Genomic DNA, 14937 nt, shown 5'->3' with positions numbered 1-14937 from the left:
CCACAAGCGAGCGCGGGCGACGGCACACAGTGCGACCAGCGCTCGCCAGCACCAGCGGCGCCATCACCATTGCGCCGGCCCGTGACAGAACCGGCCCCTGCCCTCGCCGCGTCATGGCGCTGCCGTGATGCCGGCAGCGCGCAATGCCTGCGCCCAGATGCGGTAACCGGCCTCGCTGGGATGGGTGCTGTCTGGCATCAGGGCTTCGGGCAGGGAGCCATCGGGTTGCAACATCTGCGGGCCGATATCCAGCAGACGCACCGACGGGTCCTTGGCGAAGCGGGCGGCAAGCAGGCGATTGGTCTCGGCGATCGGTGCGCGCAGCGGGCTGTCGGCGCGGAAGCCGCGCGGCATGATCTGCATCAGGATCAATGTGCTGTTGGGCAAGCGGCGACGCACCTCGGCGACCACGGCCTCCACGCCCTGGGCAGCCTCGGCCGGCGTGCTGGCGCGCGACTGTGCGGTGCCGGTGAGGTTATTGGTGCCGATGTGCAGCACCACCCAACGTGGATCCAGGCCGTCGAGTTCGCCCTGGCTGATGCGCCACAGCACGTTCTGGGTGCGATCCCAACCAAAGCCCAGATTCAGCACCCGCCGCTTGCCGTACAGCCATTGCCAGGATTCCGCGCCGCTGACGCGGGTGGCCTGCGGCGGGCCGGACCAGAAATGGGTGATCGAGTCGCCGATCATCACCACCTCCGGCTTGAGCGTGCGCGCCACCGCCAGCGCAGCATGGTGGCGGGCGTACCAGTCGTAAGAATCCTGCTCCAGCCAATCGACCGGCATCAGCGCAGTGACCGCATCGCGACCGAGCTCGGCCACCGGCTTGACCGGCGGCTCGCCGAGCAGCCGCGCCAGGGTCGGCTCGATCGCCTCGGCCAGCATGCGCTGACCCGAGGTATCCGGATGCAGGGCGCCGGCAGCGGGCTGGAAGCGGGTGTCGTAGAACAGCTCGGTGCGCAGCTTGCCTGCACGTTGGAAGACCGAGCTGACGTCCAGATAGCTCACGCGCGGGTTGTCGCCGTAGCGTACCGCCAGGCCCTGGTTGACCTGCGCGTCGCGCCGCGACTTCTCTGCCGACACATCACTGGGCAGCACGCTCAGCAGCAGGATGTGGGTGCGCGGCAGTTTCTGTTCGATCGCGGCGACCACCGCGTCGATGCCGAGCTGGGCCTGCTCGGCGCTCTGGCCGAGATGACCGGTGTTATTGGTGCCGATCAGCAGCAGTACGACCTTGGGATTCAGGCCGTCCACTTCGCCATTGGCCAGCCGCCACAGCACGTTCTCGGTGCCATCGCCGCTGAAGCCCAGGTTGAGCGCGCCACGGCTGCCGTAGAAGGTCTGCCAGGTGGGCTGGAAGTCTTGGTCCGGCGCCCTGGCCTTCTCGTAGTTCTGGGTGATCGAATCGCCGATCAGCAGCAGCCTGGTGTCCGGTTGCTGCCTCACCTGTTCCAGCACCTGCGCATGCCGCTGCGCCCACCAGGGCTCCTGCAGCCGGTCGGTGGGCACGACCGAAGGTGGTGGCGTCTGCGCACCTGCCGTGGCGCAGACCAGCAACAGCCCCCAGCACACCAGCGCGTGCGCGATGGCAGGCAGCGAAGGGCGGGAGAGCACAGCGTGCAACGAGCGGAACATGCGCGCACCAGCGACGGGGAGAAGCACGGATTGTGGTCCGCGGGCGCAGCGAACGACAAGCGTCAGCGCGCAGCGCCTGCCAGCAGACGCCGCGCGATGGTCGATGCAGGTTGGCGGCCCGGTGACGCAGCTGCATCCCAGCTGCACGCACCAGCCTATATGTAGGAACGTGCCTGCGCGCGACGAGGCGTTATCGAGAACGCTCCGTCGCGCGCGGGCACGCTCCTACCAAGCGATCTCAGCCCAGTCCCGGAACTCTCACTAACCAGCCGACGCACTGATCGATGACGCGCCTACGCAACGTGGCCGAGGTCAGCGCAAGCCGGTCTCGCCGCGCGCGATCACCAGGCGTTGAATCTCCGAGGTGCCTTCGTCGATTTCGGTGATTTTGGCATCGCGGAGAGCGCTCCAGCGTTGCCGCATCTGCGGCAGCGCTGGAGGGCGGCCGACCTCAGCGCAGCCCGGTCTCGCCGCGCGCGATCACCAGGCGTTGAATCTCCGAGGTGCCTTCGTCGATCTCGGTGATCTTGGCATCGCGGAGAGCGCTCCAGCGTTGCCGCATCTGCGGCAGCGCTGGAGTGCGGCCGACCTCAGCGCAGCCCGGTCTCGCCGCGCGCGATCACCAGGCGCTGGATTTCCGAGGTGCCTTCGTAGATCTCGGTGATCTTGGCATCTCGGAGAGCGCTCCAGCGTTGCCGCGCCTGCGGCAGCGCTGGAGTGCGGCCGACCTCAGCGCAGCCCGGTCTCGCCGCGCGCGATCACCAGGCGCTGGATTTCCGAGGTGCCTTCGTAGATCTCGGTGATCTTGGCATCGCGGAGAGCGCTCCAGCGTTGCCGCATCTGCGGCAGCGCTGGAGTGCGGCCGACCTCAGCGCAAGCCGGTCTCGCCGCGCGCGATCACCAGGCGCTGGATTTCCGAGGTGCCTTCGTAGATCTCGGTGATCTTGGCATCTCGGAAGTAGCGCTCCAGCGGCATCTCTTTCGAATAACCCATGCCGCCATGGATCTGCACCGCCTGGTGGGTGATCCACATCGCCGCTTCGGAGGCGGTGAGCTTGGCCACCGCCGCTTCGGTACCGAACTTGCGCCCCTGCCCCTTGAGCCAAGCTGCGCGCAGCGTAAGCAACAACGCCGCATCCAGCTTGCACTTCATGTCGGCGACCTTGGCCTGGGTCATCTGGAAGGTGCCGATCGCCGCGCCGAACGCCTTGCGCTCCTTCGCATAGGCCAGCGTGGCTTCATAGGCGGCACGCGCGATGCCCACCGCCTGCGAGGCGATGCCGATGCGCCCGGCATCCAGCACGCTCATCGCGGTCTTGAAGCCCTCGCCCTCGGCACCCAGCACCTCGTCCGGCTGTGCCACGTAGTCGGCGAACTCGATCTCGCAGGTGGCCGAGGCGCGGATGCCCAGCTTGGGCTCGGTCTTGCCGCGGTGGAAGCCGGCGCGCTCGGTATCGACCATGAAGGCGGTGATGCCGCGCGAGCCCTTGTCCGGTTCGGTCACCGCGAACAGCACGATGTACTTGGCCACCGGGCCGGAGGTGATCCAGCTCTTCTTGCCGTTGATGACGAAGCTGCCATCCCCCTGCTTGACCGCGCGGCAGCGCATCGCCGAGGCATCGGAACCGGACTGCGGCTCGGTCAGTGCGAAGGCGCCGATGTGGGTGCCTTCGGCAATCGCGCGCACGTAGAGCTGCTTCTGCGCTTCGGTGCCGTTCTTCAGGATGCCGGTGCAGAACAGCGAATTGTTGACCGACATGATGGTGGAATGCGCGCCGTCGGCGGCGGCGATCTCGATCATCGCCAGCGCATAGCTGATCGGGTCCATGCCGGCACCGCCGTACTCGGCCGGCACCTCGATGCCCATCAGTCCGTTCTCGCCCAGGAGCTGGATGTTCTCCAGCGGAAATTCGCCGCTGCGGTCGAAGTGCTCGGCGCTGGGGGCGATCTTTTCCTGGCCGATCCGGCGGGCCACGTCCTGGATCATCAGTTGTTCTTCGGTAAAGCTGAAATCCACGTTCGACCCCTCCCGGGTATTGACTGTGCGTCCATTGTAGCCACAACCATTCGCATGCGTATGTAGTTGACCTCACCCCCTGACCGGCCGAAAATATCTCCATATCGCGATATAGAGATATTCATGGATCTGGAAGACTGGTCGGCCCGCCTGAAAGTATTCGCCGACGCTACCCGTGTCCGCCTGCTGGCCCTGTTGGAGCAGGAAGAACTCACCGTGGCCGAGCTGTCGGCCATCACCCGCCTGGCCCAGCCGCGGGTGTCCACCCACCTGGCCAAGCTGAAGGAAGCGGGCCTGGTGCGCGACCGCCGCGCCGGCGTGTCCGCGTATTACCGCTTCGACGAGGTCTCGCTGGACCCGGCCCAACGCGCGCTATGGCTGGCACTGAGCACCGGCAGCGACGACCCGCTGCTGCGCCAGGATGCCGAGCGCGTGGCCGCCGTGCTCGCCAATCGCGCCGCCGACCAGAACTGGGCCGATTCGGTGGCCGGCGACATGGAGCGCCATTATTCGCCCGGGCGCACCTGGGAAGCGCTGGCGCGCACCGCCCTGCCCCTGCTGGAAGCCGGCGACGTGCTGGACATCGCCTCCGGCGACGGCGTGCTGGCCGAACTGGTGGCCCCGCACGCCACCCGCTACATCTGCATCGACACCAGTGCGCGCGTGGTGGCCGCCGCCAGCGAGCGCCTGCGCAAGCTGGGCAACGTGGAAGTGCGCGAAGGCGACATGCATGCGCTGCCGTTCCCCGATGCCAGCTTCGACCTGGTGGTGCTGATGCATGCACTGACCTATGCCGCCAAGCCGGCGCAGGCGGTGGCCGAATCGGCGCGCGTACTGCGCCCCGGCGGCCGCCTGCTGCTGTGCAGCCTGGCCAAGCACGAACACCGCGCGGCCGTGCATGCCTACGGCCACGTCAATCTGGGATTTGCCGCCAAGGAATTGCGCAGGTTCGTCGAGAAAGCCGGGCTGGACGTGTCCAGCCTGGAGACGGTGACGCGCGAAAAACGGCCGCCGCATTTCGAGGTGATCTCGTTGATTGCGGTGAAGCCGGGATTGGGGAATCGGGAGTCGGGATTGGTGGGAAACAAAGACACTGCGGCGAGGAGAACCTGACCATGACGCACGCGCCAATCCCCAATTCCCAATCCCCAATCCCGTTTGCATTGCCGTGGCTGCATCCGGAGCGCGCCGCCAAGCTTACTGCCGCCTTGCGTGAGCGCATCCTCATCATCGATGGCGCGATGGGCACCATGATCCAGCGCCACGATCTGCAGGAGCCTGACTACCGCGGCACCCGCTTTGCCGAGGGCTACGACAGCGCGCACGTGCACGGGCCCGGTTGCGATCACGCACACGCGCCGGAAGGGCATGACCTGAAGGGCAACAACGACCTGCTGCTGCTGACCCGCCCGGAGATCATCGCCGGCATCCACCGCGCGTATCTGGATGCCGGTGCCGACCTGCTGGAAACCAACACCTTCAACGCGACGTCGGTGAGCCAGGCCGACTATCACCTGGAACATCTGGTCTACGAGTTGAACAAGGCCGGCGCGCAGGTGGCACGCACGTGCTGCGATGCCGTCGAAGCGCTGACCCCGCACAAGCCGCGCTTCGTGATCGGCGTGCTTGGCCCGACCAGCCGTACCGCGTCGATCAGCCCGGACGTCAACGACCCCGGCTATCGCAACACCAGCTTCGACGCACTGCGGCAGACCTATCGCGAGGCGATCGAAGGCCTGATCGATGGCGGTGCCGATACCTTGATGGTGGAGACCATCTTCGACACGCTCAATGCCAAGGCCGCGCTCTACGCCATCGAAGAAGTCTTCGAAACCCGCGGCGGGCGTCTGCCGGTGATGATCTCCGGCACCATCACCGACGCTTCCGGGCGCACCTTGTCCGGGCAGACCGCCGAAGCGTTCTATGCTTCGGTGGCGCACGGGCGGCCGTTGTCGGTGGGTCTGAACTGCGCACTGGGCGCCAAGGACTTGCGCCCGCATGTGGAGACGCTGGCGCAGATCGCCGACGGCTATGTCAGCGCGCATCCGAATGCCGGCCTGCCCAATGCCTTCGGCGAATACGACGAAACCCCGGAAGAAATGGCGGCCACGCTGCGCGAGTTCGCCCAGGCCGGCCTGCTCAATCTGGTCGGCGGGTGTTGTGGTACCTCGCCGGATCATATCCGCGCCATCGCCGCGGCGGTGGCCGACCTGCAGCCGCGGCAATTGCCTGGCGCGCAGGAGCTGGCGGCGTGATGCGTCAGGCTCGCCCTCATCCGCCCTTCGGGCACCTTCTCCCGCAAGCGGGAGAGGGACGGCGCATGCCCCCGCAAACGGGAGAAGGACGGCGCATGGCTCGACTGGCGGGAGAAGGACAGCGCGGCGCTTGGGCTGCCACACGGACGCGCCGTGCGCGACGAACTGCCCTTCTCCCGCCTGCGGGAGAAGGTGGCGCGCAGCGCCGGATGAGGGCCGCATTCCACCGCGCCCCATCGTTCGGCCCCAAGCACCACCCCACCAAGACCGATCGCGCCATCACCGTCCAGCAGAGCGTTGCATGAGCACTCCCCGCTACACCCGCCTGTCGGGCCTGGAACCGCTGGTCATCACTCCGGACCTGCTGTTCGTCAACGTCGGCGAGCGCACCAACGTCACCGGCAGCGCGCAGTTCCGCAAGCTGATCAAGGAAGAGCGCTACGAAGAGGCGGTCGAGGTGGCGCGCCAGCAGGTCGCCAACGGTGCGCAGATCCTCGACGTCAACATGGACGAAGGCCTGATCGATTCCGAAAAAGCGATGACCCGCTTTCTCAACCTGATCATGTCCGAGCCGGACATCGCACGCATCCCGGTGATGGTGGATTCGTCCAAGTGGAGCGTGATCGAAGCGGGCCTGAAATGCCTGCAGGGCAAGAGCGTGGTCAACTCGATCTCGCTCAAGGAAGGCGAAGCGGTCTTCATCGAACAGGCGCGCAAGGTGCTGCGCTATGGCGCGGCCGCGGTGGTGATGGCCTTCGATGAAGCGGGACAGGCCGACACCTGCGCGCGCAAGGTGGAAATCTGCACGCGCGCCTACAACGTGCTGACCGAGCAGGTGGGCTTCCCGCCGGAAGATATCATCTTCGACCCGAACATCTTCGCCGTGGCCACCGGCATCGAGGAGCACGACAACTATGCGGTGGACTTCATCGAAGCCACCCGCATCATCAAGGACACGCTGCCGCATTGCCACGTCTCGGGCGGCGTTTCCAATGTCTCGTTCTCGTTCCGCGGCAACGAGACGGTGCGCCAGGCGATCCATTCGGTCTTCCTGTTCCACGCGATCAAGGCCGGCATGGACATGGGCATCGTCAATGCCGGCGGCATGCCGATCTACGACGAGCTGGACCCGGAACTGCGCGAGCGCGTGGAGGACGTGATCCTCAATCGCCGCCGCGATGGCACCGAGCGCTTGCTGGACATCGCCGAACGCTACAAGGGCACCAAGGGCGCATCGAAAGCCGAAGACCTGGCCTGGCGCGACAAGCCGGTACGCGCGCGTCTGGCGCATGCGCTGGTGCACGGCATCGACGCCTATGTGGACATCGATACCGAGCAAGCGCGCCAGCAGTCCACCCGCCCGCTGGATGTGATCGAAGGCCCGCTGATGGACGGCATGAACGTGGTCGGCGACCTATTCGGCGCCGGCAAGATGTTCCTGCCGCAGGTGGTCAAGTCGGCGCGCGTAATGAAGAAGGCCGTCGCTTACCTGCTGCCTTTCATCGAGGCGGAAAAACTGCGTACCGGCGATGTCGGCAAGTCCAACGGCAAGATCATCATGGCAACCGTCAAGGGTGACGTGCACGACATCGGCAAGAACATCGTCGGCGTGGTCCTGGCCTGCAACAATTTCGATGTGGTCGACCTGGGCGTGATGGTCAGCGCGCAGGTCATCCTGGACCGCGCGCGCGAAGAACATGCGGACCTGATCGGGCTGTCCGGCCTGATCACGCCATCGCTGGAAGAGATGTCGCACGTGGCGCGCGAAATGCAGCGCCAGGGCTTCGAGATTCCGTTGCTGATCGGTGGTGCCACCACCTCGCGGGCACACACGGCATTGAAGATCGACCCGCACTACACCGCGCCCACGGTGTGGGTAAAGGACGCCTCGCGTGCCGTAGGCGTGGCGCAATCGCTGATCTCGCGCGATCTGCGTGCGGCATTCGTCGCCGCCAACGATGCCGACTACGCGGAGATCCGCGCGCGCCATCGCAACCGTGGCGACGCCAAGCGGCTGGTATCGCTGGAGAAGGCGCGCGCGCAAAGGTTCGATGGCGACTGGAGCAACTACACGCCCCCCGCTCCGCGCCAACCCGGCCTGCACGTCTTCGACGATTACCCGCTGGCCGAGCTGGTGGAGCTGATCGACTGGACCCCGTTTTTCCAGGCCTGGGAACTGGCCGGCAAGTTCCCGGCCATCCTCAGCGACGAGATCGTCGGCCCCCAGGCCAGCGAGCTGTATCGCGATGCACGACGCATGCTCAAGCAGATCGTCGACGAGAAGTGGCTGACGGCGAAGGCCGTGTTTGGGCTATGGCCGGCCAATAGCGTGGGCGATGACGTTGAAGTGGTCCTGACAGACCACCGGTATTCGGCAATCGGGAGTGGGGAGTCGCCGCAGCCCAGCCAATCTCCAATCCCCAATCCCGAATCCCGGCGTTTATTGCATTTCCTGCGCCAGCAAGTCGACAAACCCATCGATCGCCCGGACTTCTGCCTGGCCGATTTCATCGCGCCCAAGGACAGCGGCAAGCAGGACTGGATCGGTGCGTTCGCGGTCACTGCCGGTCTTGGCATCGATCCGCACGTCGCCCGCTTCGAGGCCGCGCACGACGACTACAACGCCATCCTGCTCAAGGCATTGGCCGACCGCCTGGCCGAGGCGCTGGCCGAGCGCCTGCACCAGCGTGTGCGCACCGAATTCTGGGGCTACGTGGACGACGAGGACCTGGACAACGAGGCGTTGATCGCCGAGCGCTATCGCGGCATCCGACCGGCGCCCGGTTACCCGGCCTGCCCCGAGCACAGCGAGAAACGCACGCTGTTCGACCTACTCGACGCAGAGCGCAATGCCGAAATGTCGCTGACCGAGAGTTTTGCGATGCTGCCCACCGCCGCGGTGTCCGGCTACTACTTCAGCCATCCCAGGAGCCAGTACTTCGTGGTCGGGCGGCTGGGCAAGGAGCAGGTGGCCGACTATGCCAGGCGCAAGGGCATTACGCTGGCATTGGCCGAGCGCTGGCTCGCGTCGAACCTGGATTACGACCCGGAATAAGAGCGGGTCCCCATCATCGCAAGCACCAGCAAACCAATGTAGGAGCGCACCCGGGCGCGAAAGGGCTTTACCAATAAAGCCCCATAGTGCCCCGGTGCGCTTCTACACAGCCGCGGCACCGATGATCTCGGCGCCGACGAATTTCATTAGCATCACGTTGCCGGCCGCAACACGTTCAACACTTCGTGGCAGGCGCCCATGGTGTGGTAGTCGGTCTTGCCGGCCGGGCTCTTCTCGTCGCTGTACTTGCGGTTGTCCGCATCCAGGATGCGATACCACGCGCCGTAGCGGTGGTCGATCATGTGCGTCCACGCGTAATTCCACAGCTTGTCGTACCACTGCCAATAGCGTTCATCGCCGCTGCGTTGTGCCAACAAGGCCGCGGCAGCCAAGGATTCGGCCTGCACCCAGAAATACTTGTCGTCGTCGCACACCTGGCCATCCGGGGCGAAGCCGTAGTACAGCCCGCCGCGCTGCGCATCCCAGGAGCGCTCCACCGCCACATCGAAGAGGTGCCGGGCAGTCGGCAACAACCAGTCCGTGGGTGCATAACAATCCAGCAGCATCAGCAGCTTGGCCCATTCGGTCTGGTGACCCGGCTGGAAGCCCCAGGGCCGGAACAGATGCTTGGGATTGTCGCGGTTGTAGTCCCAGTCGATATTCCATTGCGGGTCGTAGTGCTCCCACACCAGGCCATCGGCCTTGGCGGCCTGGCGCCGGGTCATGTTGTCGGCCAGCTGCAGCGCGCGATCGAGATAGCGCTGCTCGCCACTGGCTTCGTAGGCGGCGATCATCGCCTCGCACATGTGCATGTTGGCGTTCTGGCCGCGATAGGTGGTGAAGTTGAACTGCGCATCGGCTTCGTCGCGGTACAGGCCGAATTCCGGCTCCCAGAAATATCTCTCCAGCAGCTGCCAGGTTTCGTCCATCCACGCACGCGCCTCGGCGATGCCGGCCTTCAGCCCGCACGAATACGCCAGCAGCACGAACGCCACGCCGTAGCAGTGGTTCATGTCGTCTTCCACCACGCCGTCGCGCAAGGTCCAGGCATAACCGCCGGTGGCGGCGTTGCGGTGCACGTTGCGCAGGTAATCCAGGCCGTGGCGCACCGCCTCCAGGTACTCGGCGTTGCCGAACTCGCGGTAGGCCATCGCATAGTTGAAGACGAAGCGCGTGCTGCTCACCAGATGCCGGTGGCCGGCATCGTAGATGGAGCCGTCGTCACGGAAATAGTGGAAGAAGCCACCGGCTGGGTCGATCGCGTGCGGGTGGTAGAACGCCATGGTGTCGGCGATGTGCTGGCGCAGGACGTCGGCCGAACGGAAATCGGGTGCGGGGGATGCGGGCAACGGGCTCATGCTTGTTCCTGGATCAGGGTATGGACGTCATCGATGCCGGGCATCGCGGCGAACGCGCCCTTGCGCGTGACCGCCAATGCACCGACGGCAGCGGCGAAACGGATCACCTCGGCCATCGCCGTGGGATCGCCGCATAGCTGCTCGAGCGGAATCGCGCGCGCAGCCAGTTGATACAGCAGCCCACCGACGAAGGCATCGCCTGCCGCGGTGCTGTCGCGCACCTGCACGTCGAAGGTCGGCACCTGACCCGCATCGGTACGGGTCTGCCAGTGCACCGGGCCACCGCCGTCGGTGACCAACAACCAGCGCGCCTGCCCCTGCCATAGCTTCTGCGTCACCGCGCCGGCATCGGCGTGCAAGGTGCCGGCCAGATAGTCGAGCTCTTCGCGCGAGAGCTTGACCACATCGGCCAGCGCCAGCGCCTCCCACAGCACCGGCGCCGGATCCACGTCCTGCGGCCACAGCATCGGGCGCAGGTTGAGGTCCAGGCTGACGATGGCACCGGCTGCGCGCGCGCGGCGCATGCCATCTAGCGTGCATTGCGCGATCTCCGGCTCAGTCATGCTGTTGGAGCACACGTGCAGCACCGCGGCCTGGGCGAAGCCGTCGGCGGCGAAATGTTCGGCGCGGAACAGCAGGTCCGCCGCCGGCGGCCGGTAGAAACTGAAACTGCGCTCGCCCGCCGCATCGAGGGCGACGAAGGCCAGCGCGGTCTTGGCCTGGTCGGTGCGCACGATGCCATTGGTGGCTACGCCGGCCTGCTGCAGGCTCTGCAGCAGGAAGTCGCCAAACATGTCGCGGCCCAGCATGCCGACAAAATGCGCCGCGCCGCCAAGCTTGGCCACTGCCACCGCCACGTTGGCCGGCGCGCCACCGGCGTACTGCGCAAAGGTGCGCGCATCGTCGCCGGCGGCCTGCGGCAGGGCCAGCATGTCGATCAAGGCTTCACCGAAGCAGATCACCTGATTCCTGATGGTGCTCATGCGCGTGCCTCCGCCAGGGCGCCACGCAGGCGCGAACCCCAGATGCCGTAGAACACGATGTACAGATAGCAAAGCAGTGGCAGCACGAACGACTCGTGCAGGCCAATGCTGTCGGCCAGCAGGCCCTGCAGGTAGGGCACGATCGCGCCGCCGACAATGGCCATGATCAACAGGCTGGAGGCGCGGCCGGTCAACGGACCCAGGCGCTCGATGCCCAGGGTGAAAATGGTCGGAAACATGATGGAGTTGAACAGACCGATCGCCACCAGCGCATACACCGCCAGCATGCCCCCGCTGGCCATGGTTAGCCCCAGCAACAGCGCATTGATCGCTGCGAACACCGACAGCAGCACGCGCGGCGACAGCTTGGCCAGCAGCGCCGAACCGATGAAGCGGCCGATCATCGCCAGCGTCCAGTAGGCCGAGACGTACTTGGTCGCCTCACGCTCGGTGAATCCGCCGATCTGCGGCAGCGAGAAGTAATTGACCATCAGGCTGCCGATCGCCACTTCCGCACCGACATAGAAGAAGATCGCCAGCACACCGAAGCGCACATGCGGATGTTGCAACGCGTCCAGCAGCGAATGAGTACTGTCGCTCTTTTGCGCACCGGTATCGGTCAGCGCCGGCAGGCGGAACAGGAACACGAAGATCGCCAGCAGGAACAGCACCACACCCAGGCCGATGTACGGGCCCTGCACCGCCTGCGCCTCCTGCACGCGGTAGGCAAGCTGCTCGGGTTCCGGCAGCGCCTTGAGCGCGTCGCTGCTCATCACCGTGTTGGACAGGATCAACCAACCGCCCAGCAACGGCGCGATCGCGGTGCCCAGCGAGTTGAGCGCCTGCGCCAGGGTCAGCCGGCTGGACGCGCTGCGCTCCGGACCCAGCAACGCAACATAGGGATTCGCCGCGACCTGCAGGATGGTGATGCCGGTGGCCAGCACGAACAGCGCGCCCAGAAAGGCACCGTACACGCGCAGCTCCGCCGCCGGCCAGAAGCCCAGCGCGCCGACCGCCGCTACTGCCAGCCCGGCCACGATGCCCTGCTTGTAGCCCAACCGGTTCACCAGCCAACCGGCCGGCAGCGACATCAGGAAATACGCACCGAAGAAGGTGAACTGCACCAGCATCGCCTGCGCGAAGTTGAGCTCGAACACCGACTTCAAATGCGGAATCAGGATGTCGTTGAGGCAGGTGAGAAAGCCCCACATGAAGAAGATCGTGGTGACCACCGACAACGCGACGCCGTTGTTGACGGGCGCCTTGTTGCCGCTTGGCACGGTGGATTGCGTGGAAAGGGAAACCATAGGAGTTGCCTGGTCAGCGGCCGGAGGCCTTGGTGGGGGAATGGGTGGAAGAGCGATGCAACGGAGCGGGCGGAATCGCCGGTGTCGGTGCACAGGCGCTGCTGGCGCGAATCTGCAGCGCCACCGCGGCGATGAGCCGCTGCGCCGCCAGATCGGGACTGCCGATACGTTGCAGCACCAGTTGCGCAGCCTGGCGGCCGCGCGCGCGCGGATCGGCCGCCAGCGTGGTCAGTGCGGGAGTGAACAGCGCGGCCTCGGCGATATCGTCGAAGCCGGTCACCGCGAAGTCGCGCCCCGGCACGATGCCGCGCATCGCCAGGGCCGCCATCAGGCCCAGCGCGACGCTGTCGTTGTAGCAGACCGCCGCAGTGATGCCATGCGCGCCGCCGTCGAGCATGTTTGCGCCACATAGCGCCGCATGCTGGCGGTTGGGTGCCGATTCGACGTAGTGCACCGCCAGCCCGGCCGCGGACATCGCCCGCGCATAGCCGGCACGGCGCTGCCGGCAGGAGCTGGAATCGGCATGGCCGCCGAAGAACACGATCTGCCGGTGTCCCTGCGCGATCAGATGGGTACAGGCGAGCAAGGCGCCCTGCTCGTTGTCCAGCGCCAGCAGATCCCAACCCGCGCCGTCCACTTCGCGGTTGAACAGCACCACGTTGCGCTGGCGGCCCAACACCTGCGCCAGCGCCTGCGCCTGGCTGCCCTCGGCAGGCGAGAGGATGATGCCGGCCGGCGTGTGCTCCATCAGCGAGGTCAACACAGCGTGCTGGCGCTGCGTGGATTCGCCGGTACTGCCCAGCAGGGTCACATACCCGGCCGCGCCCAGCGCCTCGTCGACACCAGCGGCAAACTCGGCGAAGAACGGGTTGGACAGGTCGTTGATGATCAGCGCGATGCTGGACGAGGTGCGCTGCCGCAGGTTGGCCGCGGCGCGGTTGTAAACGTAATGTTGCCGATCCAACTCGGCTTCCACCCGCGCGCGGGTGGTGGCATGCACTAAGGGGCTGCCACGCAGCACCAGCGACACCGTGGCGCGCGACACGCCGATCGCGCTGGCAATGTCGCGCAGCGTCACCGCACCGCGACGCGACGCACGCGTTTCGCCCGCCTCCGGCGTGGCCGGTGCCTGCCCGGAACGCGTCAAGCGCCCGCCCCCGCTGAATGGAAATCGTGCATGCAATGGACTGAAATTGGATCGATCCAATTAAGCCTCTTCCCCGCACCCAATGCATGCGGCAGTGCAGCATCGAATGCCACGGTCGGCGGTCGGCGGTCGGCGGCAGCGCTATCGAGTAGCACAACGGCTCCCGGGGCTACCCGGGCCTACCGGTCTTGCGGCTCGACGCCTCCCCTGCGTTGAGCCAGGCAGACCCGTCAGTGGAAGGCTATCGACAACCCGATCCCACCCTGCCAGTCCGGGCTGTCCGACGTCAGCCCGCGCAACACCGACACATCCAGCTGCATGGCATGCGGCAATTGCCAGGCGCCGCCGGCACCGGCCACACGCGAGTGCTCGCTGCCGGTCTCCACGCCCGCTTCCACATAACTGCTGAAGCGTTCGCCGGAAAAGAACGTGTAGTTGGGCGCGAAGGTCCAGGTGTGCCCATCGTCGTCGCGCGCGTAGTTGACGTACAGCGCCAGCGCACGCTGCTGCGCAAGGTCCCAGGATGCGGTCAGCCCCAGCTCGCGCGCATTGCCGTCACTGAAGGCCGGGCTGCCGGTCGGCACGCTGTAGGTGCCTAGCGCCGCCCAGTGAAAGCTGTCCGAGCGCGAGGGCAAGGCGACCTTCAGGCCGACATGACTATCGCCCCCGCCACGCACGCGCATACCACCGCCGTGCTGCCAGTTATAACTGTCGCTGCCCAGCTGCAGCTCCACATGCTGCGATAGCCCCAGACGCAGCACGGTGTCGGCGGTGTAGAGCGTGGTGCGCTGGCCATCGGCACGGTCGGTGCTCGCATCCGGCAAGCCCTGCTCCCAGGCGAACGCACCGGGCTGCAGTACCTCGGCGGCAAACGGAATACCGGGGCGATCGAATGCGGGCGGCTCCTCCGCCTGCGCGGCCACCTTCCCGCTGGTCACGCAGAGCGCCAGCAGCGCACCGGCCAGCGCCAGAGTGCGACCTGTCGGCACACGCCTATCGCACGCCACCTCAGCGGGCATCGACCACCGCGCCGCACCCGCGCGCGCTTGCAGTGCATCGGAAAACTGGGACATATGCAGCACCATCGGCAGGAAGTGAGCAGCAGCGCAGTCGACCTTATGCCCGACTGCGCCAACCGGCAACGGCCCGCATGGTGCCGCCCCGGCCGTGACCGGGTTGT

11 protein-coding genes and 3 pseudogenes are annotated in these 14937 nt (G+C 66.3%); 3 read left to right on the top strand and 11 right to left on the bottom strand.

Annotated elements, in window-relative coordinates:
* Window positions 1-111: 111 nt before the first annotated feature.
* The 6 genes and pseudogenes from XcodCFBP4690_RS08770 to XcodCFBP4690_RS08755 all read right to left on the bottom strand — a co-directional run bounded on the left by XcodCFBP4690_RS08770 (window position 112) and on the right by XcodCFBP4690_RS08755 (window position 3652).
* Complete coding sequence (locus XcodCFBP4690_RS08770; RefSeq protein ID WP_146091867.1) at window positions 112-1635, bottom strand: platelet-activating factor acetylhydrolase IB subunit; 1524 nt, start codon at window positions 1633-1635, stop codon at window positions 112-114.
* Window positions 1636-1947: 312 nt separating this feature from the next.
* A pseudogene (locus XcodCFBP4690_RS23400) lies at window positions 1948-2034 on the bottom strand (acyl-CoA dehydrogenase family protein); the annotation flags it as partial.
* 52 nt (window positions 2035-2086) lie between these two features.
* A pseudogene (locus XcodCFBP4690_RS22390) lies at window positions 2087-2173 on the bottom strand (acyl-CoA dehydrogenase family protein); the annotation flags it as partial.
* Window positions 2174-2225: 52 nt separating this feature from the next.
* Window positions 2226-2312, bottom strand: a pseudogene (locus XcodCFBP4690_RS23045) (acyl-CoA dehydrogenase family protein); the annotation flags it as partial.
* Between the two features lie 52 nt (window positions 2313-2364).
* The gene (locus tag XcodCFBP4690_RS23270; RefSeq protein WP_033481355.1) at window positions 2365-2475 is read right to left on the bottom strand and encodes an acyl-CoA dehydrogenase family protein; all 111 of its coding nucleotides are present in this window, start codon (window positions 2473-2475) and stop codon (window positions 2365-2367) included.
* Window positions 2476-2503: 28 nt separating this feature from the next.
* Window positions 2504-3652, bottom strand: coding sequence for an acyl-CoA dehydrogenase family protein (locus XcodCFBP4690_RS08755; RefSeq protein WP_104540575.1), 1149 nt, complete (start codon window positions 3650-3652; stop codon window positions 2504-2506).
* 123 nt (window positions 3653-3775) lie between these two features.
* Here XcodCFBP4690_RS08755 and XcodCFBP4690_RS08750 point away from each other — a divergent pair, with 123 nt between their 5' ends.
* The 3 genes from XcodCFBP4690_RS08750 (at window position 3776) to metH (ending at window position 8962) form a co-directional block, all read left to right on the top strand.
* Entirely contained in the window at window positions 3776-4765 is a 990-nt protein-coding gene (locus XcodCFBP4690_RS08750) for an ArsR/SmtB family transcription factor (protein ID WP_167394534.1), read from the top strand.
* A gap of 2 nt (window positions 4766-4767) precedes the next feature.
* Window positions 4768-5907, top strand: a complete 1140-nt coding sequence (locus tag XcodCFBP4690_RS08745) for a homocysteine S-methyltransferase family protein (protein ID WP_104540573.1) — start codon at window positions 4768-4770, stop codon at window positions 5905-5907.
* A gap of 301 nt (window positions 5908-6208) precedes the next feature.
* Window positions 6209-8962, top strand: coding sequence for a methionine synthase (gene metH / locus XcodCFBP4690_RS08740; RefSeq protein ID WP_104540572.1), 2754 nt, complete (start codon window positions 6209-6211; stop codon window positions 8960-8962).
* A 152-nt stretch (window positions 8963-9114) separates the two neighbouring features.
* Here the strand turns inward: metH and XcodCFBP4690_RS08735 are convergent, their stop codons facing one another.
* From XcodCFBP4690_RS08735 to XcodCFBP4690_RS08715, 5 genes are all read right to left on the bottom strand, one after another.
* Window positions 9115-10320, bottom strand: coding sequence for an AGE family epimerase/isomerase (locus tag XcodCFBP4690_RS08735; protein WP_104540571.1), 1206 nt, complete (start codon window positions 10318-10320; stop codon window positions 9115-9117).
* The gene (locus XcodCFBP4690_RS08730) at window positions 10317-11303 is read right to left on the bottom strand and encodes a carbohydrate kinase family protein (protein ID WP_167394533.1); all 987 of its coding nucleotides are present in this window, start codon (window positions 11301-11303) and stop codon (window positions 10317-10319) included. The genes XcodCFBP4690_RS08735 and XcodCFBP4690_RS08730 overlap by 4 nt, the downstream gene beginning before the upstream one ends.
* Entirely contained in the window at window positions 11300-12610 is a 1311-nt protein-coding gene (fucP, locus tag XcodCFBP4690_RS08725) for an L-fucose:H+ symporter permease (protein WP_104540569.1), read from the bottom strand. The genes XcodCFBP4690_RS08730 and fucP overlap by 4 nt, the downstream gene beginning before the upstream one ends.
* 13 nt (window positions 12611-12623) lie before the next feature.
* Window positions 12624-13757, bottom strand: a complete 1134-nt coding sequence (locus tag XcodCFBP4690_RS08720; RefSeq protein ID WP_244183595.1) for a LacI family DNA-binding transcriptional regulator — start codon at window positions 13755-13757, stop codon at window positions 12624-12626.
* A 230-nt stretch (window positions 13758-13987) separates the two neighbouring features.
* The gene (locus XcodCFBP4690_RS08715; RefSeq protein WP_410049638.1) at window positions 13988-14842 is read right to left on the bottom strand and encodes a transporter; all 855 of its coding nucleotides are present in this window, start codon (window positions 14840-14842) and stop codon (window positions 13988-13990) included.
* Window positions 14843-14937 lie beyond the last annotated feature (95 nt).

The sequence above is a fragment of the Xanthomonas codiaei genome, assembly GCF_002939785.1.
Lineage (GTDB): Bacteria > Pseudomonadota > Gammaproteobacteria > Xanthomonadales > Xanthomonadaceae > Xanthomonas > Xanthomonas codiaei.
The sequence above is the reverse complement of the archived record's forward strand: the minus strand, read 5'-3'. Positions and strand labels throughout refer to the sequence as shown.